Raw genomic sequence first — 24,667 nt, forward strand, 5'->3', positions numbered from 1 at the left:
CTCAAAGAAGAAATATATAAGGAGATCAAAATGTTGCTGCAGTCTTGCCGCGCCGCGCTGCTCGGTGCCGTTTTCAGCTTTGCTTTAAGCCCGCTCGCCGCCTACGCCGAAACCCCTGCCGATACGCTGGTCGTTGCGCAGTCGATCGATGACGCCGTCAGCTTCGACCCGGCCGAAGGTTTCGAACTCACCACCGTTCAGTCATTCAACAATCTCTATCAGCGTCTCGTACAGTCGAACCGCGACGACGGCACCAAGATCGAGCCGGCGCTCGCCGCGTCCTGGGAAGCTGGCAGTGACGGCAAGAACCTGACCTTCGCGCTCGCCGATGCCAAGTTCGCATCCGGCAATCCGGTTCGTCCTGAAGACGTGATCTTCTCGCTGACACGCGCCGTCAAGCTCAACAAATCCCCGGCCTTCATCCTCAATGAACTCGGCTGGAAGGCCGACAACGTCGATGCCGCCGTCACCAAGGTAGACGACAAGCACGTGAAGCTCACATGGACCGCCGATGTCGGTGCCGGCTTTGCGCTGTCGCTGCTGACCGCGCCGATCGCTTCGGTTGTCGATGAGCAGACGGTTTCGGCAGAGGCCAAGGACAATGATTTCGGCAATGGCTGGTTGAAGACCAATTCCGCAGGCAGCGGCGCCTTCACGATCGCCACCTACACGCCGCATGAGGCGCTGGTGCTGCAGGCGAACGCCAATTCGTCCGACAAGCCGAAGCTCGAGAATGTCATCATCAGCAACGTGCCCGACGTCGGCGCCCGCCGCCTGCTCGTCGAGCAGGGCGATGCCGATATCGCCCGCGGCCTCGCTGCCGACCAGATCGACGCACTGAAGGACAAGAGTGGCGTCAAGGTTCTCTCGGTTCCCTCGGCACGCACCGATTACATCCTCTTGAACACCAAGGCCAACCCGACGCTCGGCAACCCGGCCTTCTGGGAAGCAGCCCGCTATCTCGTCGACTACGATGGTATCGCCAAGAACCTGCTGCGCGGCCAGAGCACTGTTCACCAGTCCTTCCTGCCGGTCGGCTTCCCGGGCGCTCTGACGGACACCCCGTTCAAGCTCGACGTCGAGAAGGCGAAGAAGGTACTTGCGGATGCAGGCATCAAGACGCCGTTCAAGGTCGAGTTCATCGTCTTCAACGACCAGCCGTTCCTCTCGATCGCCCAGTCGCTGCAGTCGACCTTCGCTCAGGCCGGTATCACCCTCGATATCCAGCCGGGCGTCGCCAGCGACATCTATGCCCGCGGCCGCTCCGGCAAGTTCGAAATGACGCTGCGTTACTGGATCCCGGACTATTTCGATCCGCATTCCAACGCGAGCGCCTTTGCAATCAACAAGGACAACTCGACCAACACGGCCGCGAAATATGCCGGCTGGGTGATCCCCGAGCTGACCGACGAGACGCTCGCCGCCGTCAAGGAACAGGACGCCGCCAAGCGCGCCGCGCTCTATCAGGACCTGCAGAAGAAGATCCAGGCGAGTTCGCCCTTCATCTTTACGCTTCAGGGCAACGATCAGGTCGTGATAAGCGACAAGGTCAAGAACTATGCCCAGGGCCTGAATGCAGATCAGGTCTATTACGACAAGGTAGAGAAATAAGTGCCGCAAACGGCAACCGATAATAGCGCCGACATGAACAACTCCCGCCAGCACAACAGCTGGCGGGAGTTGTCTTTCGTCTGGCCGCTCATCAAGTGGACATGGTCTTTCGCGCTGACGCTGTTCGGGTTAGCGGTGGTGACCTTTGCGATGACGCGGCTCTCGCCGATCGATCCGGCGCTGCAGCTGGTCGGCGATCATGCCAGCCAATCGACCTATCAGCAGGCGCGGGTGGAGCTGGGGCTCGATCAGCCCTTGCCACTTCAGTTCGTCCGCTATGTCGAGACGGCGCTGTCGGGCAATTTCGGCCAGTCGATCTCCACAGGCCAGCCGGTCGCCAAGGATATCGCCCGCACCTTCCCGGCAACGATCGAGCTGGCGACCGCGGCCATCATTCTGGGAGCCGTGATCGGCCTTGCGCTCGGCATCGCCGCCGCCATGCGGCAAGGCACCTGGGTGGATAGTCTTGCCCGCTTCGTCTCGCTCTTTGGCTACTCGGTGCCGATCTTCTGGCTTGGCCTGCTGATGCTGCTCCTGTTTTACGCCCGGCTGCACTGGGCGCCGGGACCGGGCAGGGCGGATGTGGTTTTTCAATACACCGTCAAGCCGGTCACCGGCTTTGCCCTGATCGATACATGGATGTCCGGCAAGGCGGGCGCCTTTCGCGATGCACTCGCCCATCTGGCATTGCCGGCCACCGTTCTGGCCCTGAATGCGCTGGCTGCCATCTCCCGGCTGACGCGTGCCGCCATCCTCACCGAACTCGGCCAGGAATATGTGACGACAGCGCGCGCCAAAGGGGCAGGTCTCGGCCGCATCGTCTTCGTCCACATTCTTCCCAATATTTCAGGAACGCTACTGACCGTGATTGCTCTTTCCTACGCCAGTCTGCTCGAAGGCGCGGTGTTGACGGAAACCGTCTTTGCCTGGCCCGGTATCGGCCGCTATCTGACGACGGCGATGTTTGCGGGGGACATGCCTGCCATCCTCGGCGCCACACTGATCGTCGGCGCCTGCTTCGTGCTTCTGAATGCGCTGACCGATCTCGGTGTCGCCCGGCTGGAAGCGGGGAAGACGCGATGAGTGCGATCGTCCAAGCGCCGCTCGGCGGTCCGTCCTTCGTCCGGCGTGTCCTGCGCTCGCCATCGGCCGCCGCCGGCAGCGCCGTTGTGCTTCTCATTCTCACCTTCGCGCTGCTGGCGCCGCTGATTGCGCCCTATGACCCAAACCTGCAGGAGACCGCAAACCGGCTGATGCCGCCGAGCGCCCTGCACTGGCTCGGCACCGACGCCTTCGGAAGAGATATCCTGTCGCGCATGATTTACGGCGCGCGGCCGACCTTGCTCCTCGTTCTCGTCGTCGTGCTGCTGATGGCGCCGCTCGGCATTCTCGTCGGCATCTTCGCGGGCTTCTTCGGCGGCATGACCGAGCGCCTGCTGATGCGGATCACCGATATCGTCATGTCCTTTCCGCGTCTGCTGCTCGCCTTCGCCTTTGTCGCGATCATGGGGCCGGGCCTCATCAACGGTGCATTGGCGCTGGCGCTGACCAGCTGGCCAGCCTATGCGCGGCAAGCCCGCGTGGAGACCGCTGCTCTGAGGCGCAGCGATTATCTGGCGGCCGCCGAAATGGTCGGTATCCGGGGAGCGCGATTGCTTTGGGGCCATATCCTGCCGTTGGTGCTGCCATCCGCCATCATCCGTCTGGCGCTCGATCTCTCGGGAATCATTCTCGCGGCCGCGGGGCTGGGGTTCCTCGGCCTCGGCGTTCGTCCGCCGACGGCGGAATGGGGTTCGATGGTCTCCGAAGGCACGCAGGTGATCTTCGATCAATGGTGGGTGGCCGCGGTTCCCGGTGTTGCCATTCTCGTCACCTCCTTTTCCTTCAATCTGCTGGCCGACGGCCTGCGCGACATTCTGGATCCGCGTCATGACTGAGCCGCTGCTCTCCGCCGAGGATCTATCTGTTACCTTTCCCTCGGAGGCCGGCCCGATCCGGGTTGTCGATGGAATTTCCTTTTCGGTCGGACGCGAAGTGGTCGCACTCGTCGGTGAATCCGGTTCTGGCAAGTCGATGACGGGCAGGGCGGTCATGGGCCTTCTGCCGAGGCGCGCTGAGGTCGCGGCGAAACGCTTGTCCTTCGATGAAAAGGACCTCACTGCGCTTTCAGCGTCCGGCTGGAACAGCCTGCGCGGCAGCGGCCTTGGCCTGATTTTGCAGGATCCAAAATATTCGCTGAACCCGGCCCGTAAAATCGGCCGGCAGGTCGAGGAAACCCTGCTGCTGCACACCAAGCTTTCATCCGCTGAACGGCGCGAGTGCGCACTCGACATGCTCGGCAAGGTCGGCCTGCCTGACCCCGGGCGGATCTATTCCAGTTATCCTGCCGCCTTGTCGGGCGGAATGGGCCAGCGCGTGATGATCGCTGCCATGCTGATCAACCGGCCGAAGCTGCTGATAGCCGACGAACCGACATCGGCGCTCGATCGCGAGCTACAGGACCAGATCCTGACCTTGCTGCGCTCGCTGACCGAAGAGCTCGGCATGGGGCTGCTGCTGATCAGCCACGACCTGCAACAGGTTTCCCGCTATGCCGACCGCGTCATGGTCATGCGCCAGGGAAGGATCGAGGAGCAGATGGCCTCCGCCGATCTTGCCAATGCCAGCTCCGCCTATACCCGTGCACTCTGGGCCGCCCGCCCGTCGGCGGCGACCTATGGGACACGGCTTCCCGTCTATGGAGACGAGGCATGAGCGCGCTGACGATCGCCGATCTCTCCGTCACTTTCCAGGGCGGTGGCAAGGGCTTCACCGCCGTGCGCGGGGTGAGTTTCGATGTCGCGCCGGGCGAGACCTTCGGACTTATCGGCCCGTCGGGATGCGGCAAGACCACCGTTCTGCGCGCAGTCGCCGGCTTGAACACCAATTGGCAGGGCTCGATCTCGGTGTTTGGCGAACCTCTGCACCCCGGCCGGAAAATCACCGGCGCCTTACGCGCCGGTATCCAGATGGTGTTCCAGGATCCCTATTCGTCGCTGCATCCGCGCCATCGCATCTCCCGCATTCTCGGCGAGCCGCTTTCGCTGCGCGGCATTCGCAATGTCGAGGAAGAGGTGCGTATCGCGCTCGATCAGGTTGGGCTGCCCTCAGCCGTTGCCGGCCGCTATCCGCACCAGCTTTCTGGCGGCCAGCGCCAGCGTGTGGCGATTGCCCGTGCGCTCTTGCTCAAACCCAAGCTGTTGTTGCTCGACGAGCCGACCTCGGCGCTCGATGTCTCGGTGCAGGCCGAAATCCTGAACCTGCTCAACGATCTCAAGGCCTCGCACGGCTTGACCTTCATTCTGGTCACCCACGACACCGGCGTCGTCGCCCATATGTGTGACCGCGCCGTCGTCATGGAAGCCGGGAGGGTTGCGCAAGTCCTGGATCGAGAGGCGCTTTCCGGCAGCACCGTGCCCGATTGAATTCCAGGCTGTAAACTGGCCGGCAGTGAACATGCGGCATAGGTACACCGGTTCGAACTTCTCCTTTTCGCCACGGCAAACATCCGCTATCAACCGCGTCGACATACCGAAACTGCAAACGGTCTTATCTGGCTACCCCATGACCCCTCCCAGTCCGCAGCGCTTTTCCGATAAAAACTCGCTTGCGTCCCGCCTGTTTCACCCGATCCTTGCCGGCGCCACGCTGCGGGACCGGCTGCTCGCCTGTTTGGGCGCGCTCGTCGCCATCGCGATGACGGGCATGTTGTGTGGATTCCTGTTCGGTGAGGGATCGCATCTGCCGCTGATCGTAGCCCCCATGGGAGCTTCCGCTGTTCTATTGTTCGCTGTCCCCGCAAGCCCGCTCGCGCAGCCATGGTCGATCATCGGCGGCAATACCATCTCGGCTTTGATGGGCGTCGCGGCAGCGAGCCTGATCAGGGATCCGATCGTTGCCACAGGCGTCGGCGTATCGCTCGCCATTGCGGCCATGTCCCTGACACGATGCCTGCACCCGCCCGGCGGCGCTGCGGCGCTGACCGCTGTTCTCGGCGGACCCGTCGTCGCCAGCTGGGGCCTGCTTTTCCCCTTCGTGCCGGTGGCTCTCAATTCCTGCTTGCTGGTGGCGATCGGGCTGCTGTTCCACAAGCTCTCGCGGCACAACTATCCGCATGTCGTCATCGCGCCCGCAAATACCCATCGGACCGCCGATCCACGTCCGGAAGAGCGGACGGGATTTCGGGAGGAAGATATCGACGCGGCACTTGCGGCACTGAACGAGACCTTCGACATCGACCGTGCCGACCTTGGCCGTTTGCTGCGCCGGGTTGAATTCGAGGCCGTCGCGCGCTCCAATGCCGAGATCAGCTGCGCCGACATCATGTCGCGTGATGTGATCGCCATCGACGCCGATGCGACAGTCGAACAGGCCCGCTGGCTGCTGCTCAACCACAACGTCCGCACCCTGCCGGTGAGGGATGCCCGGCGGCGGCTGATCGGCACCGTTGGACTGCGCGAACTGGCGCTTTTTTCGGGTGCCCTGGAAGGGCGCATTTCGGAAGCGACGACAGCGCGCGCCAGTGACCGCGCCTTCGATCTTCTGCCTCTGCTGACCAACGGCCGGACGCATGCCGTCATCATCATCGACGAGAACGATCAAATTCTTGGCTTGGTTTCGCAGACGGACCTCCTGAGCTCCGTCTCACGCTCGCTGCCGAAAAAACCCGGCGAAGAGGGTGCAGCGGCCTGAACAGCTCAGCGCAGCGCCAGATAGCAGAGCAGGCAGGCTGCCGATAAGACGGCCGCCAGCCTCGGGCTTTGCTGATCGAAAATCAGTGCAACCACGATGCCACCCGCGACCGTCAGGCTTGCGTGCCAGAGGTCCTTGTCCGATACGGTCAAGGCGAGGGCTGCCAGAAAAACCGCGCTCGCAACCATGGTGACCGGTTCCGACTGTTCGGCGATGTCGCGCCGGGCAAGATAGGGAAGGGCAAAGCGGCGCAGGCTGAGGCCGAGCGCCGCCGCAAGCAGAAGACAGGTCATCAGAAGGTTGAACATCGGCCGCCGATCGATTGTTGGTCGATCAATCGACGCAAATCCCGTGCCATTTGAAAACAGCCTGTATTGCCGTAGCCTCCGGCGGTCACTGACTATTTCTTCCGCACCCAGCGCGTTTTTTCGTCAGATTGGCTGTGCAATCTCGTTATGCCGAGCAACGCTGTAAGGCCTATACGTCGACCCGTTGCATGGCTGTTGGCACGCTTCGGATCCAACGGCTTAGCGCCGGCCGAGATCGATGCCGAGTGAGACAAGGGCGGGATTGTCGGTTGCGGCCGCGCCGGCAGCGTTACTGGCAAAGCCAGAGACGTTGGGTTGAAGCGCGATTGCGATCGGCAATGCTGCCGCGCCAAGCGCTGGAAGCTCCGAGCTGTGCTCGGCCCTCATCAAGCGGGGTAGGGTGCTTGAATGCCGGTGGATCATCGCCGGCGGCAGCGGCGTCGTCGCATCCATGAGACGTTCGAGAAGCTCTGCCGGCAACCCGCCGCCGATGACGACGGTGTCCGGGTCGAACATTGCCTCGATATTGCGGATCGCGATGCGCAGATACTGCGCCGCCTCACGCAGCCACGCTGTCAGGCGTGGATCGTCCTCAACCAAGCGCTCGACAAGCTCTTCGGCCGAAACCTCGTCCGGCGTGCGTGCCGGGCCGCAGATGGTTTCTGCCGCCGCATAGAAGGAGACATATTGCTCCAGGCAGCCGCGGCTGCCGCAGGCACAGAACCGTCCGCCCGGCTTGACGATCAGGTGGCCGATTTCGCCGGCGCCGCCGAACGCCCCTCGAAAGTGCTGGCCATCCAGTACCAGACCGCCGCCAATGCCGAGATTGAAGTGCAGATAGAAGAACGAGCGGACCGTGCGCCCGATACCATAGAGCCGCTCGCCGATCGCCGCGACCGTCGCGTCATTCTCGACAAATGTCTTGATCCCCGTCAGTTCCTCGAGACGCGATGTCAGCGGAAACTTCGTCCAATCGTCGCCTTCCTGCACCTTGTCGTACCAGAAGGTGCCGTTCTCGACGGTGCCCGGAACGCTGCAGCCCACACCCCAGATCTCCTCGCGCCGCACTTGCCCCGCCACCAGCAGCCCGGAGGCGATGTCCGCCAGCACGCCGGCGGTAGTCTTCGGGTCGCGCTCGCCAAGGATCCGGGTTTCGGTGGCGACAACTGCGCCGGTCAGATCGACAAGCAGGCCGGTGACGCGCTGATAGGCGAGGCTGAGGCCGATCGTGTAGCCGCCGCTCGGATTGAGAGACAGCTCCACAGCCGGCTGCCCACGCTGTCCTGCACGTTTGCCCTGCTGGCGGATCAGGCCTGCTTCCTCGAGATCCGCCGCGATGTTCGAGATTGCCTGAACCGTCAGGCCGATCGTTTGCGCCAGCTCGGTACGGGTGATCGGTCCACTGCGCCGGACGGCATCGAACACGGCTCTCCTGTTGAGCGTTCGGGTCTGTAGCAGGTTTGTGCCGGGCAGCGCACCGTCACGATCGAGGCGAAGATTCATGCCGCCATTCATACCATCACGGCCTGCTTTATCAAAAGCCTTTTAATTAAAAAGTGTTGTGTTATCTTTTCCGCATCTACTGTTCGAATGACAGTGGCAACGGGTGAACGCGAAGCTATGAAAGAGCCGGATAACCGGCCGTTGGCAGCTGGCATTTGAATGCCGGAAAGGTGAGTGCAGAACTGGGATGACATTGATAGAAACTGCCCGAAGCCGGCGCTAGCAGCTGCTACGCGGTAGGGGCAGGCGTTCACAACGGTGCTTCCGACGGAAGCTGCCGACGGTTTATCTTTGGTTGCATTTTTCCAATGCCGCTGACGCAGGTAAATCTTACCGGTTTCTTCGAAAACTACGCTAAAACAGTCGGTTGAGTCATGTTGTTAACCTCTATTTGTTGACGCGATCGCATCAGAGGGCGGTAAAAAATAAAATTCTGATGTTCAACTTGACAATGTAAATTCGCCACTGCTAGTTAATAACTAAATAGTTACATAGCGGCTTGGGAGACTGGTTTGCGAGCGATGATCACCATCGAGAATGTCTCAAAATCGTTTCCTACGAAGGGCGCTGGCGCGTCCACGGCTCTGGACGGGGTGAGCCTACAAATCCAGGACCGCGAGTTCTTCACGCTGCTTGGCCCCTCCGGCTGCGGTAAGACAACACTTTTGCGCATTATTGCCGGTTTCGAACTTCCGACCGTCGGAACAGTCCGGATAGAGGGGGCGGACTCCTCTTTCTTGCCGCCGCAGAAGCGGCCGGTGAATACGGTTTTCCAGAGCTATGCCCTCTTTCCGCACATGACCGTCGCCGAAAACGTTGGTTTTGGACTGCAGATGCAAAAGGTGCCCAAGGCTGAACGGGATCTTCGCGTTGCGGAGGTGCTGCGGCTGGTGCGGCTCGAAACCATGGCGGCGAGATTGCCTCGCCAGCTCTCCGGGGGGCAGCAGCAGCGTGTGGCCCTGGCGAGGGCGCTTGCACCGCGGCCCAAAGTGTTGCTGCTCGACGAGCCGCTGAGCGCCCTTGACCTGAAATTGCGCAAGGAAATGCAGAGCGAGTTGAAGCGGCTGCAGCGGGAAACCGGCATTACCTTCGTCCTCGTCACCCATGACCAGGAAGAAGCGTTGGCGATGTCCGACCATATCGCCGTGATGTCGGCCGGCCGCGTGCTGCAGATCGGCGAGCCGCGCGAGATCTACGACAATCCGAAGAGCCGCTTCGTGGCTGATTTCATCGGCGAATCTAATGTCTTGCCCGGCGCCATGATCGGCCGCGGCAACGACATTCTGATCGCGGTGCGGCCGGAAAGGATCGCGGTCTCGGCGCCGGCTAGCGGCTCGGCGGGGCGGATCCGTGGCACGGTCACCGCAGTGACCTATCTCGGGCTCGATACGCTCTACGAAATCGTCATCGAGAACGGTGATCGGCTGCGCAGCCGCACCCGCCAGTCGGTGGATGGCCTGGCCGCCGGGCAGGCCGTGGTGCTGGACTGGTCGAGCGATGCCGAACGGCATCTGACGAACTAGGGAGAGGGCGGATGAACACACAGCGCACATTGACGCTCGCTGCCCCGGCCGTCCTGGTCATCGGCATCTTCATGGTGCTGCCGTTGCTGGTGGCCGTCGCCTATTCCTTCATGACTGCCAACCCCTATGGCGGCGTCGACATGCCGTTGACGCTGGATGCCTATGTGCAGTTCCTCTTCCAGCGCGATTTCGATGATACGCTGCTGTTTTCCTGGAGCTATGTGATCATCAGCCTGCGGTCGGTCTATCTGGCGGGCCTGACGACGGCGATCTGTATGCTGCTCGGCTTTCCGGTTGCCTGGTACCTGGTTTGCCAGTCTGAGAACCGCCGCCGGACGCTGCTTTTTCTCGTCACCTTGCCATTCTGGATCAACACGCTGATCAGGACCTATTGCTGGGTGTTGATCCTGCGGGACGAGGGTTTGGCAAATGGCCTTCTCAAGGCTGCCGGGGTGATCTCGACGCCCTTGCCGCTGCTCTACAACGACGGCTCGATCCTGCTCGGGCTCGTCTATACCTTTCTGCCCTTCATGGTTCTGCCGGTCTATTCGACGCTGGAGCGGATCGACCCGCGGCTGATCGAGGCAGCCTATGATCTCTACGCCAGCCGGATCGCCGTTTTTCACCGGGTTGTCTGGCCGCTGGCAAAGCCCGGTGTTCTCGTCGGCGCCAGCCTTGTCTTTGCACCATCACTCGGCTCGTTCCTGGCCCCTGATCTTCTCGGCGGCGGGAAGAAGCTCCTTGTCGGCAGCCTGGTGCAGATGCAGTTCACCTCATCGCGCAACTGGCCATTCGGCGCTGCCCTTTCGATCCTGGTGACGATCGCTGTTCTGGCAATCTTCCTAGTCCGGTCCAGAAAGGCCGAGGAGGCGCGGCTATGAAGACGCAGCGTCCATTCGACTGGCGTCATACGCCGGGTTTCGGCCCTTTCACGGCCGCCATTCTGATCTTTCTCTATCTGCCGCTGGCCATTCTGGTCGTCTACGCATTCAACGCCAATCAGCTGGTGACCATTTGGTCCGGCTTCAGCCTGCGCTGGTTTGGCGAAGTGGCGGCCAACGAGGATATCCGGCGGGCGGCTTTCAACAGCATTGTCATCGCCATTGTCGCGACAACCTCCTCCACAGTGATTGCCACGGCCGGGGCCATCGCTCTCGAGCGCGGTGACTTGAAGGGGGGGCGCGGGGCACTCACCTCCTTGATCGCGCTCCCCCTGATCGTTCCGGAAATCATCGTTGCGATCATGACGCTGATCTTCTTTTCGGCGCTCGGGATGACCAACGGGCTGGTCAACCTGATGATTGCTCACACGGTATTCTGCATCCCCTTCGCGCTCTTGCCTATCCAGGCCAGATTGCGCGATCTCGGCACCAATCTGGAAGAAGCAGCCCGCGATCTTTACGCCAGCGAATGGCAGCTGTTCCGCTGCGTAACGTTTCCTCTGCTGCTGCCTGCGATCTTTGCCGGTGCGCTGATGGCTTTCGTCGTCTCGCTGGACGATTTCCTGATCAGCCTGATGGTCTCAGGTGCAGGATCGACCACCTTGCCCGTCTATGTCTACGGCATGATGCGCCTCGGCGTCACGCCGGAGGTCAATGCCATTTCCACCATCCTGCTCGGTATCTCGCTTGTGCTCGTCACCGGCGCGCTGCTGCTCGGGCGCAAGAGCCAAGGCAACGAATAACCAAAAAAGAAGAGGGTGAACATGAAGACCGCAAAGAGGATGCTGGCAACCGCCAGTCTGCTTGCCATCGTCGCTCCATGCATCGCGCATGCCGACGCTGGCGTCCTGCATATCTACAACTGGACCGACTATACCTCGGAGGAGATGGTCAAGAAATTCGAGGCCGAAACTGGCATCAAGGTGACGATCGACACCTATGACTCCAATGAAACGGCACTGGCGAAGATTAGCTCGGGCGCCGCCGGCTACGACGTCATGATCATCAGCAACGATTTCGTACCGATCTTCATCAAGCAGGGATTGCTCGAGAAGGTCGGCGTGGCCTCCATGCCGAACTTCAAGAACCTGGATCCGAAATGGCAGAAGCGCAGCTGGGACCCGAAGGCCGAATATACGGTTCCATGGGTCTGGGGGACGACCTCCTATTCGGTCGATACCGCTGTCTATAAGGGAGCGACCGACAGCCTGAAGGCGCTGTTTGAGCCGTCCGATGATCTCAAGGGCAAGATCGGCATGTTCGGCTCGCCGTCTGAGGTGATGTCACTTGGTCTCCTCTATCTCGGCAAGGACCAGTGCAACAGCAATCCGGCTGATCTAAAGGCGCTGAACGCGCTGCTCGAAGCCCAGAAGCCTTTCGTCAAGGTCTACAATTCGGACGGCACGACAGAGCGCCAGGTCTCCGGCGAAACCGTGATGCACGAGCAGTGGTCGGGCAAGGCGCTCGCCTCACGCCTGCAGAAGCCGACGATCAAGTATGTCTTCCCGAAGGAAGGGGCGGTCGGCTGGATGGACAATGTCGCGGTTCCGAAAGGCGCTCCAAATCCCGAGAACGCCAAGAAGTTCCTGAACTTCCTGATGGATCCTGAGAACATTGCCCTGCAGCAGAAATCAACCGGCTATCAGAGCGCAGTCACCGGTTCCGACAAGTTCCTGCCAAAGGAAACGGGTGAATCGCCCGAATTCAATCCGCCGAAAGATATGAAGATCGTCTTTGCGCCTGCCTGCGAAGAAAAGGCAACCCGCGCCTACGACCGCATCTGGACATCGCTCCGCCAGTGATCAGCCAAAAATAGGCGGGCGCGAATGCCCTGCCATTCCACGCATAAGACGGCAGGCGGCGCGTAGCTTCCGGCCATGAATTTGAGGACAGAACCATGAATGAAGCCGTCAAACCTGCCACCCTCAAACCTGCTGCGGCACCTCCGCCGCCGAAGCATTTGCAGGCACTGGCGCCACTCACCCCGGACGAGATCAATATCGCCGTCGCGGTCGTCAAGGCGGATCCTGAACTTGGCCCAGGCGTTCTGTTCGAGAATATCGACCTTCGCGAGCCATCGCCTGCCGAATACCGTGCTTATCTTGACGGCGGAAAACTGCCGCGCGAGGCGCGTATCAACGTCAACCATCTCGATGTCCCAGGCGTCTGGCAGCTCATTGTTTCTGTTGCCGACAAGGCAATCATCCGTCGCACGCATTTCCCGGCCGCGCGTGCCGGCTTCATGGTCGAGCAGATGATAAGCGTCGAGGTCAACGTCAAGAACGACCCGCGCTTCATCGAGGCCTGCCGCAAGCGCGGCATCTCCGACATGACGGGTGTGATCGTCGATTCCTGGTCGGGCGGCAATTTCGGCCATGAAGATGAGGAGGGAAGGCTGATCTCGCACACCTTTTCCTGGCTGCGCGTTCATGAGTTCGGCAACTACTATGCCCACCCAATCGAGGGGCTGAATGCAGTGATCGACGTGAAGACCGGCGAAGTGCTGCGGGTCGACGATTATACCGATCATCCGCCAATCCCGATGACGCGCTACGATTACGATCCGGAGTTCCTGCCGCCGCCGGACGCGCCGCTGAAGCCGCTCGATGTCGTTCAGCCGGATGGCGTCAGCTTCACGATCAAGGACCATGCGATTTCCTGGGACAAGTGGACGCTCGCGATCGGCTTTACGCCACGCGAAGGTCTCGTGCTTCACGATATCCGGTTTGACGGCCGCTCCGTCGTGCGGCGTGCGGCTATTGCCGAGCTCGTCGTTCCCTACGGATCACCACTCTACGGCCACGCCCGCCAGAACATTTTCGATGTCGGCGAGTACGGCTTCGGCAAGCTGACCAATTCGCTGAAGCTCGGCTGCGATTGCCTCGGCCAGATCCAGTATCTCGACGCACATGTGAACGGATTGAAAGGCGAGGTCGTCACTATCGAAAAGGCGGTCTGCATCCATGAGGAAGACGCCGGAATCCTCTGGAAACACTGGGATTTCCGAACAGGGCGGACGGTGCTGCACCGCGGCCGCAAGCTTGTCATTTCGAGCATCTGCACTGTCGGAAACTACGAATATGCCCAGTACTGGTATCTCGATCAGGCCGGTGAAATCGAATTCGAGATGAAGGCGACCGGCATCGTCAATACCAATGCATGCCATCCCGGACAGCCGGACAAATACTCGACGGAAATTCAGCCGGGCCTCGGCGCTCCGATCCATCAGCACATCTTCTGCGCGCGCCTCGATATGGCGGTGGATGGCGGCGGCAACAGCGTTGTCGAAACCAACTCCTACATGGAGCCCTTCAGCGACAGCAATCCGTATGGCAACGCCTTCCATGCTGTCGATACGGTGCTGAAGACCGAGCTTGCGGCGGCGCGGCGCGCCGATCTCTCCACCCATCGCAGCTGGAAGGTCGTCAATCCGAACAAGCTGAACCAGGTCGGCAAACCGGTCGCCTACAAGCTCCATGCCCCGAACTGCGTCACACCGATGATCCAGGACGACGGTCCTTCAGGTATCCGCTCCAACTTCATCCGCAATCACATCTGGGTCACGCCGTTCAATGAGAATGAACGCTATCCTGCAGGAGAATTCGTTGCCAATTCCGATGGCAGAGATGGTCTCGCAGAGCTCGTCAAACAGGACCGCAATGTCGAGAACACCGACATCGTGCTCTGGCATTCCTTTGGTCTCCACCATGTCGTGCGCGCCGAAGACTTTCCGGTTCAGCCTTGCATTTCCTGCGGCTTCTCGCTCGCGCCGGCCGGTTTCTTCGAGGTCAATCCGTCGAACAATCTGCCGCCGGTGATCAACAGGGCAAGCGTTCTCGCTGGAGAGAACAAGGCAAGCTGCTGCAGCTGATCTGAGGACAGTGACCGGTGGCGAACCGCCACCGGTCACTTGATGATGAAGCTTTGGGACAAGGGCATGGTCACGGCGATAGCACGACGGAATATCAGCAGCGGTGCCACCGATTGCGGCATGCTGGCGGTCGGTCTCGCGGCGTGGCTTGCGCTCTACTGCGCTCCACAGGCGGTCGGCGATGTTATCTGCCGGTCAGCTGGCGTGTCCACCACGGCGCCCCTCGGATTAGTGCAGGCAATCGCATCCTGGCTCGTCATGATGACGGCGATGGCCGCTCCGTCGCTGCTCCTGTCGCGCGGGCTGTTTCGTCTGAGCTGCAAGGCAGCGTCACAACCGGTATCGATGCTTCTTGCCGCAGCCATTACCGGCGCCCTGGCCGAGTGGCTGATGCGCCCGGTCGGGCTCGTCGATAGCGATGGCCGTTTCGCTGCGCCGCTTTTTGCCCCCGCCATGTTTGCCGCCGCCGTCCTGGTGTTGATCCGAGGCCGGAATGAACAGGGCAGGGAGGTGCTCTGCCGTGCCGCCTGCTGCGCCAGCATGGTTCTGCTGCAATTCGCTGGAGGGGTCTCCAACATGATCTGGATGGCGGTAATTTCCGGTTGGATGGTGCTGGAGAGCCTCGTTCCGTGGCGGCGCGAATTTGCCGTTCTTGGTGGCCTGACGCTCGGTCTCGCCGCCAGTTTTTCTCTGCTGCAGGGAAGCAGCTGACGCTTCCTGCACTTCGATGCCTGCCTGCTAAAACAAGAGGAGATTTAGATGGGCTTCCTTTCCTACAATCCAACCGATGGACAATTGATCGGCCGCTACGAAGAACACACCGGAGCCGAGGTCGAACGGATCCTCGATCAGTCGCACAAGACCTGGAAGACCTGGTCCGCCGCACCGCTCAGCGAGCGCGCTGCTTTTCTGAACCGCCTTGCGGATCTGCTGGAGGCGCGTGTCGACGAATATGCCGCGCTGATCGTTTCGGAGATGGGCAAGCCATTCGCCGAAGCACAGGGCGAAATCAAGAAATCGGCTTTCGGCGCCCGGCACTTCGCCGGTGACGGATTGGCCTATATCGCCGACGAGCCGATCCCCGGAACGCCCGCCAAGATCGTCTATCAATCGATCGGGCCGATTTTCGGGATCATGCCGTGGAATCTTCCCTTCTGGCAGGTGCTGCGCTTCTTCATCCCGGCCGCCCTCATCGGCAACACCGTGATCGTCAAGCATGCCGAAACGGTCCAGGGATCGGCGGCGGCGATCGAGAAGCTGATCCTCGATGCCGGCGCGCCGCAGGGGCTCTATTCCAATCTCGTGATCGATCGCAAACGTGCTCCTGCCGTCATTGCCGATCCACGCATCGCCGCCGTCACGGTGACGGGCAGCACGGCTGCGGGCCGCACGGTTGCGGAGCAGGCGGGTTCTCTCGGCAAGAAAGTGGTGCTGGAACTCGGCGGCTCGGATCCCTTCGTCGTCTTCGACGATGCCGATTTCGATAAAGCGGTGCAGATGGCAGTGGTCTCGCGCTATTCGAACAACGCGCAGAGCTGCATCGCCGCCAAGCGGATTTTCGTCCACGCGCCGATTGCCGAGCGCTTCGCCGCAGCCTTTGTCGATGCCGTCAAGCGCATTCCGGTCGGTGATCCGATGAAGGCGGAAACAAAGCTCGGTCCGCTGGCCCGAGCCGATATCCGAGACAATGTCCAGCGTCAGGTCGATGACGCCGTGAAGGCAGGCGCGCGCGTTCTGACCGGTGGCAAATCGATCCCCGGCGACGGCTATTTCTACGAGCCGACGGTGATTGCCGGATTGCCCCGCGATGCGGCGGTGGCACGCGAGGAGTTTTTCGGCCCCGTCGCAATGCTCTTCACTTTCAAGGATGAAGACGAGGCCGTGGCACTGGCAAATGATACGGAATACGGCCTCGGCGCTGCCGTGTGGAGCAGCAATCCGGAACGCGCCGAACGCGTCGCCTCCCGCATCGAGGCTGGAGCCGTCTTTATCAACGATTTCGTCCGTTCCGATCCCCGCGCGCCCTTCGGCGGCATCAAGGGCTCGGGCTTCGGCCGGGAGCTTGGCGGTCTCGGCGCGCGTGAGCTCGCCAATGCCAAACTCGTCTGGAAAGGTGCTTGATCAAAGAACAAAGCCAACCGGGTCCTCCGGTTGGCTTCTCGGCTCAACGCCCGTTTGATTATCTAGCGCCGCACTGTTCAGTGCGCCCTCGCGAACTGAAACGGTAAAAGATCGTCGCTCTGCGCTTCCGCATCGATGGCAGCAATGCCACCGATGATGGCTCGGGCCAAGGCTTCGCTCAACTTGGCAAAGAGAGAAATCGTCTAGCGAGGGGGGAAACTTTAGACCAAAAATGTGCGGAGGTGATGCCACACTCGGTACTTAAGGGCATGTTGCGCCGGGTTGCGCGACATGAAACCCTTTGATCAGAGTACATGTAGGTGAGGGGCAAGAATGATCGAGCTGCCGTTTGACAGACGCGAATACCAGGAGCGTCTCGGCCGGATACGTGCGGAGATGGGCAGGCGCGATCTCGAGCTTCTTGTGATCAACGACGTCGCCAACCAGCACTATATTACGGGCTACGACGGCTGGTCCTTCTATACCCCACAGACCGTCTTGCTGCCGATCGAGGAAAGCGCGGAGCCGGTCTGGCTCGGCCGTGCCATGGATGCGGCCGGCGGCTTGCTGACGGCGTGGATGCGCCCGGACAACATCGTCGGATTTCCCGAGGGCTACGTACAGCAATCCGATCGTCACCCGATGGATTGGATCGCGCAGTGGATCACTGCGAAGGGATGGGGCAGCCGGCGGATCGGCATCGAGCTCGAAGCCTACTATTACTCACCCAAGGCACATGCCCGCCTGACCGCAGGACTCCCGAATGCAACATTCGTTGACGCTGATCTGTTGGTCAATTGGATAAGGTCGGTGAAGAGCCCGGCCGAGATCGACTATCTCCGCAAGGCATCCCGGCTCGCAGAGGCAGCGGTTTCAACCGCCTATGACATTATCGCGCCAGGCGTTCGTGAATGCGATGCCATCGCGAAGATCCAGGCCGCGCAGATCGCTGGAAGTCCCGACTTTGCCGGAGACATCACCGCATTGCCGCCCACCATTCTCGCGGGTGAAAACGCCTCGGCCCCTCACATCATGTGGAGCAACCGCCGCTTTGGCGCAAACGAGACGATCGCTCTCGAACTCGCCGGCGTCTGCCGCCGGTACACGTCCGGTTTGGCGCGGACGATGCAGTTGGGGAAAGCACCGCAACAAGTCACCAACACCGCCAACGCCGTTCTTGAGGGAATGGAGGCTGTGCTCTCGGCGATCAGGCCGGGTGTGCTTGCCGAGGGTGTGGAACTCGCATGGCGCAAAGTGATCGAGCGCCATGGGCTCAAGAAGGAATCCCGGATCGGATACTCGATCGGCGTTGCCTATCCGCCCGACTGGGGTGAGCACACGATCAGCCTGCGTCCTGGAGACAAGTCGGTCCTGCAGCCGGGCAATGTCCTGCATTCGATCCTGGGCATGTGGATGGACGGGTGGGGCATAGAGGTGAGCGAAACCATTCTGGTGACGGAGACCGGTTGTGAAACCCTCACCAATTTTCCTAGAGAGATCCATGCCAAGACCTGACACTCTGTCGCCGGGCCAGATCAAGCACATGCTGGAGGTGCGAAGACACCTGCATGCCCATCCCGAGCTGTCAAATAAGGAGAGCCGGACGCAAGCCTATCTGCGCGGCCAGCTGGAGACCGGAGGATTGACAGCAGTCCGCGATGTTGCGGGCTTCGGGCTTGCGGTCGATATCGAGGGAACAGCCGGCTTTTCCAACCGGAAGGTTGCCGTTCGCGCTGATATCGACGCCTTGCCGATCGAGGAACACTCCGGCGTTGCATTCTCTTCGACCGTGAAGGGCGTCATGCATGCATGCGGCCATGATGCGCATGCGGCTATGGTGTTGGCTGCGGCAACGCATCTTCACCGGCATCGCGACACCTTTGCCGGAACGGTCCGCTTCATATTCCAGCCCGCAGAGGAGGCCGAGCCTCTCGGCGGCCGCCGCATCGTAGAAGAAGGGCTCCTCGACGATATTGACGCGGCGATCGGTATTCATGTCGATCCCTACACGCAGGCAGGCAAGATTGCCGTCGCCGGCGGCCCCTTTACGCTTGCCAGCGACATTTTCGATGCCGTGATCCGCGGCTCGTCGGCACATGCGGCCAAGCCGGAGGAAGGCGTTGATGCCATTGCCGTGGCATGCGCCATGGTCTCGGAACTGCAAAAAATCGTTTCGAGGGAGCGGGATGCCTACGATCCTTTGGTCATCTCCGTGACCAGCATCGAAGGCGGCGGTTCCTACAATGTCGTTGCCGATACCGTCCGCTTGAAGGGAACCATCCGCAGCGGCAGCCCGGCGACGCGTCTCCGCGCCCGCGAACGTGTCCAGGACATATTGAAGGGTCTTGCGCTCGCGCATAGGGCAACGGTCGAATTCAGCCTTGTCGAGGGCGAGCCACCTGTCGTCAACGATCCGGCACTGGCCCGCGTTGTCGCATTGGCGGCGGACACCCTGTTCGGTGCCGGAACTGCGGTTGCGGCGGCCGGATGGACAGCCGCCGATGACTTCGGCTTCTACAGCGAGAAACGGCCCTCAGTCTACTTCAGGCTTGGCATCCGCAATGAGGCGGAGGGCTGTATCTATCCCCTTCATCACCCGCAGTTCAAGATTGATGAGACTGCCTTGAGAGTCGGCGCCGAACTCGTCGTAAAAATCGCGTGTGACGCCCTAGGCGAGGGGCTATGAGGCTGCCCGACCGCTAGTCATTGCCGAAGTCTGGATGGATCCGGTTTTGAAGCCGCATAGCGGCATCAAGAAAAAATCACACCCTCCGAACCAGTTCCTGCTTTCCCGCCATTGCGTGGCGGCAGCATCGATCCGATCTGTATCTTCAGCGGCCACATCGGAGAAGAGACATGTCGACCATTCCCTATCGCAGCGCGCTCATCATCGGAGCGGGCCCAGGCATCAGCGCCTCACTGACGAGAAGCTTTCGCTTGGCAGGCCTCTCCGTTGCCATCGCTGCTCGCGACACCGGCAAACTCAAATCGCTGGCAGAGCAGACCGGTGCCATCGCTCTTGAGGTCGACGCCAGCGACCCGAGCCAGGTCGAGAGACTTTTCGCGCAAACGGACGCGCATATCGGACCGCCTGAGGTCGTCATCTATAACGCTAGCGGCCGCGTGCGCGGACCACTCACCGATCTTGATCCCTCGGAGGTCGAAAGGGCAGTGGCCGTTTCCGCGTTGGGTGCATTCTACTCGGTACAGCAAGCCGCCAGGCGCATGCTTGCGGCCGGCAAGGGCGCGATCCTGCTGACGGGTGCTACGGCCGGCGTAAAGGGCTTCGCCAACTCGGCACCGTTCGCCATGGGGAAATTCGCGCTGCGCGGGCTGGCACAAAGTGCTGCGAGAGAACTGGCTCCGAAGGGAATTCATGTCGCCCATGTGGTGGTTGACGGGGGTGTCCGGAGCGAGCTTCGCGGCGATCCCGCGGAAGCGCCGGATAGCACGCTCGACCCTGACGCAATCGCACAAACCTACATCGATCTCTTGCGCCAGCATCGAAGCGCCTGGTCATGGGAGATCGAAGTCAGGCCATGGGTCGAGCGGTTCTGACGGTCACAGTTCGGCATGCGCGAAGGCGTCCTTAGGGGATTGCTGAAACCAGCAGAAACACCGCAAATATCACCAGATGGATCGCGCCCTGCAGCACCGTCGTCCTGCCGGTGCCCAAAGTCAGGGTGCTGACGAAGAGGGTCAGCACCAACAGCGTCGTGTTTGCTGCTGAGATCCCCAGCGACAGTTGCTGATCGAGAACGAGCGAGACGACGGCGACGGCCGGGATGGTGAGGCCGATACTCGCAATCGCCGATCCGAGAGCGAGGTTGATGCTGTTTTGAAGCTGGTTCTTCAGCGCGGACTTCGCCGCCGCAATGCCTTCCGGCAAAAGCACGATCGCGGCGATCACCACGCCGACGAAGGTGTGGGGCAGGCCTGCCAGATCGATCGCCCTGTCGAGAGAGGGGGAAAGGGTCTTGGCAAGCAGGACGACGGCGGCGAGAGATACCAGCAGGAGACCGAGGCATGCCAGCGATTCCCGGTCGGATGGCTTCGCGTGGTGCTCTGCCACCGCGCTATCGCTTTCCACATTGTCAGCTGGCGCATCCAGGAAATAGGCGCGATGCTTGACGGTCTGCACGAAGACGAAGACGGCCCAAAGCATCAGGGAAACCAACCCGACGAACATTGCTTGCAGCGGCGAGTATGACGGCCCAAGGACTGTCAGCGTGTGGTTCGGCAGGATCAGCGCCAGCGCGGCGAGGGTGCCGAGCACGGCCAGGGCAGACGACGCGCCCTGAAGCTGGAACGTCTGCTCGAAGTGCCGCCGGCCGCCCACGATCAGGCAAAGCCCGACAACGCCGTTGAGCACGATCATCACGGCCGCAAATACCGTATCACGCGCAACCGAACCACTGCCTTCTGCTCCTGAGGCCATGATGGAGACGATCAGCGCAACTTCAATGACAGTCACGGCGATCGCCAGCAGGATCGAGCCGAAAGGTTCGCCGAGCTTGAGTGCCAGGACCTCGGCGTGATGGACGGCGCTGAAGACGGAAGCACCAAGGAAGACGGCCGCAAAAACCAGCACCAGTGCCGCGTCCGATGGCACGACATGGAGAAACTTCAGCGCCAATAGGACCGAGGCAAGAAGCGGAGCCACCCAGGTCCAGGCCGGAATTGCCGCGTGATGTGTTTCGGTGGCGGCAATCGAAGCTTGCTTCATAGCTGTTCCTGACTTCCGGCGGTGTTTGATCAGACGTGTAGCGACAGAGGCAATCTATAATCGAGGAGATCATCAAATGCACGCCGAACGTTCTGGAGCCGACCGTCGGCCACGGCAGTCTAGTTCATCATCTTTTGTGCTTCGAGGGAACTCCTCGCGAGAGGCGCAGCACGTCCGGCGTGGGGAAGCTAACCCAAGTGCATCATGGCCGCCTTGGAGGGTAGGGCATCAGCCACCTTCGCGCAAATAGGCAGCAAAGGCTTCGGCGGGGGTCCGGTATCCGAGGCATTTGCGAGGCTGTGAGTTTAGATGATGCGCCAACTCAGTCAGCTGTTGCTGGGTGACATTGGCAAGATCCGTGTCAACAGGCATGAAGCGTCGGATACGTTTGTTGGTGTTCTCAACGGCGCCTTTCTGCCATGGCGCGCTGGGATCGCAGAACCAGCTCCTTGCGCCGATGCCTTCCTCCAAAGCCCTGAAGCCGCTGAACTCCGTGCCGCGATCGAAGGTAAAGCTCCGCCGCGCCATCGCTGGCAACGGCGAGAAAGCATGAACGATCTTATCCATGATCGGTCGCGAATGACGACTGTTGTTCTTGAGCATGACCGTATAGCGGCTCTCGCGTTCAATCAGTGAGGTGACATTGGTCGGCCCAAGCTCCCGCTTGAAGATCAGCAGATCGCCTTCCCAATGTCCGAACTCGGTCCGATTGCCAATAAAATCAGGCCTTTGAGATATCCTGCAATCGGCCGGGAAGACGTTGCCGCGCGGTCGGCGAGAGCCTCGAGGTCGACGCTTGCGGCGTGCCTCCGGCAGATAGCGATAGAGGCCCAGACCATAATCCTCCTTGCAGTAGACAAAGCGATAAATGGTCTCAGGGCAAATGCGAACCGGGTTGGCGGCATCTTCGGCAAGACGGCCGGCAATCTGCTCCGGGGACCAATAGGCCTTCAGGCGGTCAATTACCAGCTCGCGCAATCTTGGGTGCCGCCTGAGCTTGCGCAGCCTTCGACGCCGCTCCTTGGCGATGTCATCGGCGATCGTATCAAAGTAGCCGGTGTACTCGGGAAACTCGCGATCGTGAAAAGTGTTGCGCTTGAGCTCACGATAGATCGTTGAGCGATGACGTCCGAGCTGGCGGGCGATCTCGCCAACTGGCACCTTTCGCTCTCTGAGATGATAAAGACGGCGACGATAGGCGATGGTGAACTGCTGATAGCAAAGCGACATGCCAAAATCTCCAAAGTGAAGCCATTGAAATTACTAGCATGTCGGACTTGGAAATAGAATGTACCGCGACGCACATCATGTCACAGCTATTTAAAGATGAGACAAAATAAGCAATTTAGAAACGCGACGTAATTCTATTAACTATTACTGGAATTGCAAGATTCTATATTGATGTGTGCTCGGGAATTAGCCGCCGTCCGGGCGGAGATGGCCAGGGTTGCGCAGCTCGGTCGGCGGCGGATGACTCAAGCGCAATCATATACTGCGCTTTCTCAGCCGGATCGCTTACATCACTCGGCCGGACCCAGGCGCGCCAACGCTTGCCGCCGTCGGGCGATGACGGCAGGATCCTTCGTAAAATCCGTCTTTCGTCCAGGTTCGGTGCCGCGTTTCTGATAACCGTTGCTGACACTGCCATCGGGAATACCGAACATGTGATCCGTCTGTCCGCTTCGACGCGGTCCCCTTTTGCTGCGCTGCTGCTCACGCCCCGCCTGCAGCTCAGCGACAACAGACAGCATGTCGTCCAGCCGCTTGTTCTCGACCACTTCGGATCGGTGTACTGACCGTAACGTATCGAACGTCTTGTAGGGCAGGGAGGCTTCCCCGTCCGTGATCTCAAGTCGTCCGTCAGGATAATCGCAAACAATCAGCTTCTTTCCCGCCAGCGCCCTGGCGCGCTCTGTCGGGTCCAGGATGAACATCACCTTGTCGTAGCGCAGCGTCAAGGAATGCGACAGCTTGCGAACCTCCTTGCGGCACATGGCATCATCGAGGTTCTCATGATCGGCCAACGGCCGGTGCATGTCCTTCGGATTGCGCGGTGGCTTCCCGAAACGCGTATTGAAATCCGCCATGAACTCAGGCGCATATGCGTTGGCCGCCTCGATCGTATCGATACCGCGCAGCCGCAATTCCTTCACCAGCCGATCCTGCAGCGTCTGATTGGCGCGTTCCACCCGGCCTTTCGCCTGCGGGGTGTTGGCGCAGATAATGTCGATGTTCAACTCATAAAGCGCCCGGCCGAATTGCGTCAGACCGCTCGTGCGGTCCGTCATCGAGGCATGCGTGCTGCGGAAAACACCGTGCTTGTCACTGTAAAACGCAATCGGTTTGCCCCATTGCTGCAAGTAAGCCTTCGTCGCATGCAGATAGTCAAAGGTGTTCTCAGAGGCGGCAAAGCGCAGATGCAACAGCTTGCCGGTCGCATCGTCGATGTAGACGAGCAGGGCGCATTTGCGGCCACGGTCCTCGAACCACCAGTGATGCGACCCGTCGATCTGGACGAGTTCACCAAAGCAATCACGCCGGCCGCGTGGCTGGAAGACCCGCTTCTTGCGCTCGCGGCGTGATACCCATATGCCGGCTTCCATCATCCATTGGCGCAACGTCTCTTTGCTGACGGAAATCCGATGGCGCTCAACTAGCTTCTCGGCCGCCAAGGTTGGGCCAAAATCCACGTAATGCTCACGCACCAGGTCGAGAGCCAGATTGCGGAAATCCTCACTGTGGCGCCGGTTGCTCGGGCGGCCGCGCTTCTTCGAGACGAGACCGTCGAGCCCGTCCAGATCATAGGCCTGCAACAGACGATGGACTTGGCTGCGACTGAGCCCAACTAGCTCAGCCGCCCGCGTGACCGTCAGGCCGCCTTGGCGACCTGCCGAATATGTTCAAGACGATGCAATTCCTTCTGCGACATGACAATCAAACAGGACATGACGACTCCGAACATAAATGGCCTCGACCACGATGCACGTCGCTTGTCTTGCTTCCCAATGCTGACGTTCAGCTAGCATCCCAAGAGGCGACGACTGTCGCATCTCTAACTAGCCTATATGTCGCATCTCTAAAATGCCGCTACACATCATGTGGCGTGAGAGTTGAAATGTCCGCCGGTTTGCAAAGTTAAAATGTCCGCAAGGCCACCATACGGCACACCGGCCAGCCCCGATCTGACCGGCTGATCCCGGTTGCAAGATCAGATCGGGGCGGGTGGTAAATACACCACTTCGGCTTTAGCTTTGAGACGCCTCACTCAGCAGCCTGCTGCCGCGACAGTGCTTTCTTTCGCCGAGCAATCACCGCCGGATCGTTCACAAAAT

Annotated in this window: 20 protein-coding genes and 1 pseudogene; 16 read left to right on the forward strand and 5 right to left on the reverse strand. The window is 60.6% G+C overall.

Annotated elements, in window-relative coordinates:
* Positions 1-30 precede the first annotated feature (30 nt).
* The 6 genes from J2X43_RS04995 (at position 31) to J2X43_RS05020 (ending at position 6,342) form a co-directional block, all read left to right on the forward strand.
* On the forward strand, positions 31-1,611 hold the full coding sequence (locus J2X43_RS04995; protein ID WP_310291216.1) for an ABC transporter substrate-binding protein: 1,581 nt from the start codon (positions 31-33) through the stop codon (positions 1,609-1,611).
* Positions 1,612-2,694, forward strand: coding sequence for an ABC transporter permease (locus J2X43_RS05000; protein WP_112388194.1), 1,083 nt, complete (start codon positions 1,612-1,614; stop codon positions 2,692-2,694). It begins immediately after the preceding gene.
* Positions 2,691-3,548, forward strand: a complete 858-nt coding sequence (locus tag J2X43_RS05005; protein ID WP_112388193.1) for an ABC transporter permease — start codon at positions 2,691-2,693, stop codon at positions 3,546-3,548. Before J2X43_RS05000 ends, J2X43_RS05005 begins: the two co-directional genes overlap by 4 nt.
* The gene (locus J2X43_RS05010; protein ID WP_112388192.1) at positions 3,541-4,365 is read left to right on the forward strand and encodes an ABC transporter ATP-binding protein; all 825 of its coding nucleotides are present in this window, start codon (positions 3,541-3,543) and stop codon (positions 4,363-4,365) included. Before J2X43_RS05005 ends, J2X43_RS05010 begins: the two co-directional genes overlap by 8 nt.
* Positions 4,362-5,075: an ABC transporter ATP-binding protein gene (locus J2X43_RS05015; protein ID WP_112388191.1), complete on the forward strand. Its 714-nt coding sequence runs from the start codon at positions 4,362-4,364 to the stop codon at positions 5,073-5,075. Before J2X43_RS05010 ends, J2X43_RS05015 begins: the two co-directional genes overlap by 4 nt.
* A gap of 139 nt (positions 5,076-5,214) precedes the next feature.
* A complete protein-coding gene (locus J2X43_RS05020; RefSeq protein ID WP_112388190.1) occupies positions 5,215-6,342 on the forward strand; it encodes an HPP family protein in 1,128 nt (375 codons plus the stop codon).
* Between the two features lie 5 nt (positions 6,343-6,347).
* Here J2X43_RS05020 and J2X43_RS05025 read toward each other — a convergent pair whose 3' ends face one another.
* Both J2X43_RS05025 and J2X43_RS05030 read right to left on the reverse strand, forming a co-directional pair.
* On the reverse strand, positions 6,348-6,650 hold the full coding sequence (locus tag J2X43_RS05025; RefSeq protein ID WP_112388189.1) for a hypothetical protein: 303 nt from the start codon (positions 6,648-6,650) through the stop codon (positions 6,348-6,350).
* Positions 6,651-6,869: 219 nt separating this feature from the next.
* Entirely contained in the window at positions 6,870-8,153 is a 1,284-nt protein-coding gene (locus tag J2X43_RS05030) for an ROK family transcriptional regulator (protein ID WP_162698898.1), read from the reverse strand.
* A gap of 521 nt (positions 8,154-8,674) precedes the next feature.
* Between J2X43_RS05030 and J2X43_RS05035 the strand changes: the two genes are divergently transcribed.
* From J2X43_RS05035 to J2X43_RS05080, 10 genes are all read left to right on the forward strand, one after another.
* Entirely contained in the window at positions 8,675-9,676 is a 1,002-nt protein-coding gene (locus tag J2X43_RS05035) for an ABC transporter ATP-binding protein (RefSeq protein ID WP_112388187.1), read from the forward strand.
* 11 nt (positions 9,677-9,687) lie between these two features.
* Positions 9,688-10,557, forward strand: coding sequence for an ABC transporter permease (locus J2X43_RS05040; RefSeq protein WP_112388186.1), 870 nt, complete (start codon positions 9,688-9,690; stop codon positions 10,555-10,557).
* Positions 10,554-11,360: an ABC transporter permease gene (locus tag J2X43_RS05045; RefSeq protein ID WP_310291224.1), complete on the forward strand. Its 807-nt coding sequence runs from the start codon at positions 10,554-10,556 to the stop codon at positions 11,358-11,360. The genes J2X43_RS05040 and J2X43_RS05045 overlap by 4 nt, the downstream gene beginning before the upstream one ends.
* A gap of 21 nt (positions 11,361-11,381) precedes the next feature.
* Entirely contained in the window at positions 11,382-12,419 is a 1,038-nt protein-coding gene (locus J2X43_RS05050; RefSeq protein ID WP_112388184.1) for an extracellular solute-binding protein, read from the forward strand.
* A 95-nt stretch (positions 12,420-12,514) separates the two neighbouring features.
* The gene (locus J2X43_RS05055; RefSeq protein ID WP_112541038.1) at positions 12,515-14,488 is read left to right on the forward strand and encodes a primary-amine oxidase; all 1,974 of its coding nucleotides are present in this window, start codon (positions 12,515-12,517) and stop codon (positions 14,486-14,488) included.
* Between the two features lie 42 nt (positions 14,489-14,530).
* Positions 14,531-15,199 (forward strand): DUF2182 domain-containing protein, encoded by a 669-nt coding sequence (locus J2X43_RS05060; RefSeq protein WP_112388182.1) that lies wholly within the window; start codon positions 14,531-14,533, stop codon positions 15,197-15,199.
* 48 nt (positions 15,200-15,247) lie between these two features.
* Positions 15,248-16,609, forward strand: a complete 1,362-nt coding sequence (locus tag J2X43_RS05065) for an NAD-dependent succinate-semialdehyde dehydrogenase (RefSeq protein ID WP_112445350.1) — start codon at positions 15,248-15,250, stop codon at positions 16,607-16,609.
* A gap of 333 nt (positions 16,610-16,942) precedes the next feature.
* Positions 16,943-18,124, forward strand: a complete 1,182-nt coding sequence (locus J2X43_RS05070) for a M24 family metallopeptidase (RefSeq protein ID WP_112541039.1) — start codon at positions 16,943-16,945, stop codon at positions 18,122-18,124.
* Positions 18,111-19,295 carry an amidohydrolase gene (locus J2X43_RS05075; RefSeq protein WP_310291232.1) on the forward strand — a complete coding sequence of 395 codons (1,185 nt, stop codon included), beginning with the start codon at positions 18,111-18,113 and terminating at the stop codon, positions 19,293-19,295. Before J2X43_RS05070 ends, J2X43_RS05075 begins: the two co-directional genes overlap by 14 nt.
* Positions 19,296-19,465: 170 nt before the next feature.
* Entirely contained in the window at positions 19,466-20,167 is a 702-nt protein-coding gene (locus J2X43_RS05080; RefSeq protein ID WP_112388180.1) for an SDR family NAD(P)-dependent oxidoreductase, read from the forward strand.
* 31 nt (positions 20,168-20,198) lie between these two features.
* Here the strand turns inward: J2X43_RS05080 and J2X43_RS05085 are convergent, their stop codons facing one another.
* From J2X43_RS05085 to J2X43_RS05095, 3 genes and pseudogenes are all read right to left on the reverse strand, one after another.
* Positions 20,199-21,335, reverse strand: coding sequence for a calcium:proton antiporter (locus J2X43_RS05085; protein ID WP_112388179.1), 1,137 nt, complete (start codon positions 21,333-21,335; stop codon positions 20,199-20,201).
* A gap of 228 nt (positions 21,336-21,563) precedes the next feature.
* On the reverse strand, positions 21,564-22,565 hold the full coding sequence (locus J2X43_RS05090) for an IS30 family transposase (RefSeq protein WP_112445352.1): 1,002 nt from the start codon (positions 22,563-22,565) through the stop codon (positions 21,564-21,566).
* 290 nt (positions 22,566-22,855) lie between these two features.
* Positions 22,856-24,282, reverse strand: a pseudogene (locus J2X43_RS05095) (ISNCY family transposase).
* Between the last annotated feature and the right edge of the window lie 385 nt (positions 24,283-24,667).

Source organism: Rhizobium sp. BE258, from assembly GCF_031457345.1.
GTDB lineage: Bacteria > Pseudomonadota > Alphaproteobacteria > Rhizobiales > Rhizobiaceae > Rhizobium.

What these genes read in the sequence shown, in the direction of transcription:
- J2X43_RS04995 (WP_310291216.1), top strand. Translation starts at nt 31, where the DNA reads ATGTTGCTGCAGTCTTGCCGCGCCGCGCTGCTCGGTGCCGTTTTCAGC.
- J2X43_RS05005 (WP_112388193.1), top strand. Translation starts at nt 2,691, where the DNA reads ATGAGTGCGATCGTCCAAGCGCCGCTCGGCGGTCCGTCCTTCGTCCGG.
- J2X43_RS05010 (WP_112388192.1), top strand. Translation starts at nt 3,541, where the DNA reads ATGACTGAGCCGCTGCTCTCCGCCGAGGATCTATCTGTTACCTTTCCC.
- J2X43_RS05015 (WP_112388191.1), top strand. Translation starts at nt 4,362, where the DNA reads ATGAGCGCGCTGACGATCGCCGATCTCTCCGTCACTTTCCAGGGCGGT.
- J2X43_RS05020 (WP_112388190.1), top strand. Translation starts at nt 5,215, where the DNA reads ATGACCCCTCCCAGTCCGCAGCGCTTTTCCGATAAAAACTCGCTTGCG.
- J2X43_RS05025 (WP_112388189.1), bottom strand. Translation starts at nt 6,650, where the DNA reads ATGTTCAACCTTCTGATGACCTGTCTTCTGCTTGCGGCGGCGCTCGGC.
- J2X43_RS05030 (WP_162698898.1), bottom strand. Translation starts at nt 8,153, where the DNA reads ATGAATCTTCGCCTCGATCGTGACGGTGCGCTGCCCGGCACAAACCTG.
- J2X43_RS05035 (WP_112388187.1), top strand. Translation starts at nt 8,675, where the DNA reads ATGATCACCATCGAGAATGTCTCAAAATCGTTTCCTACGAAGGGCGCT.
- J2X43_RS05040 (WP_112388186.1), top strand. Translation starts at nt 9,688, where the DNA reads ATGAACACACAGCGCACATTGACGCTCGCTGCCCCGGCCGTCCTGGTC.
- J2X43_RS05045 (WP_310291224.1), top strand. Translation starts at nt 10,554, where the DNA reads ATGAAGACGCAGCGTCCATTCGACTGGCGTCATACGCCGGGTTTCGGC.
- J2X43_RS05050 (WP_112388184.1), top strand. Translation starts at nt 11,382, where the DNA reads ATGAAGACCGCAAAGAGGATGCTGGCAACCGCCAGTCTGCTTGCCATC.
- J2X43_RS05055 (WP_112541038.1), top strand. Translation starts at nt 12,515, where the DNA reads ATGAATGAAGCCGTCAAACCTGCCACCCTCAAACCTGCTGCGGCACCT.
- J2X43_RS05060 (WP_112388182.1), top strand. Translation starts at nt 14,531, where the DNA reads ATGATGAAGCTTTGGGACAAGGGCATGGTCACGGCGATAGCACGACGG.
- J2X43_RS05065 (WP_112445350.1), top strand. Translation starts at nt 15,248, where the DNA reads ATGGGCTTCCTTTCCTACAATCCAACCGATGGACAATTGATCGGCCGC.
- J2X43_RS05070 (WP_112541039.1), top strand. Translation starts at nt 16,943, where the DNA reads ATGATCGAGCTGCCGTTTGACAGACGCGAATACCAGGAGCGTCTCGGC.
- J2X43_RS05075 (WP_310291232.1), top strand. Translation starts at nt 18,111, where the DNA reads ATGCCAAGACCTGACACTCTGTCGCCGGGCCAGATCAAGCACATGCTG.
- J2X43_RS05080 (WP_112388180.1), top strand. Translation starts at nt 19,466, where the DNA reads ATGTCGACCATTCCCTATCGCAGCGCGCTCATCATCGGAGCGGGCCCA.
- J2X43_RS05085 (WP_112388179.1), bottom strand. Translation starts at nt 21,335, where the DNA reads ATGAAGCAAGCTTCGATTGCCGCCACCGAAACACATCACGCGGCAATT.
- J2X43_RS05090 (WP_112445352.1), bottom strand. Translation starts at nt 22,565, where the DNA reads ATGTCGCTTTGCTATCAGCAGTTCACCATCGCCTATCGTCGCCGTCTT.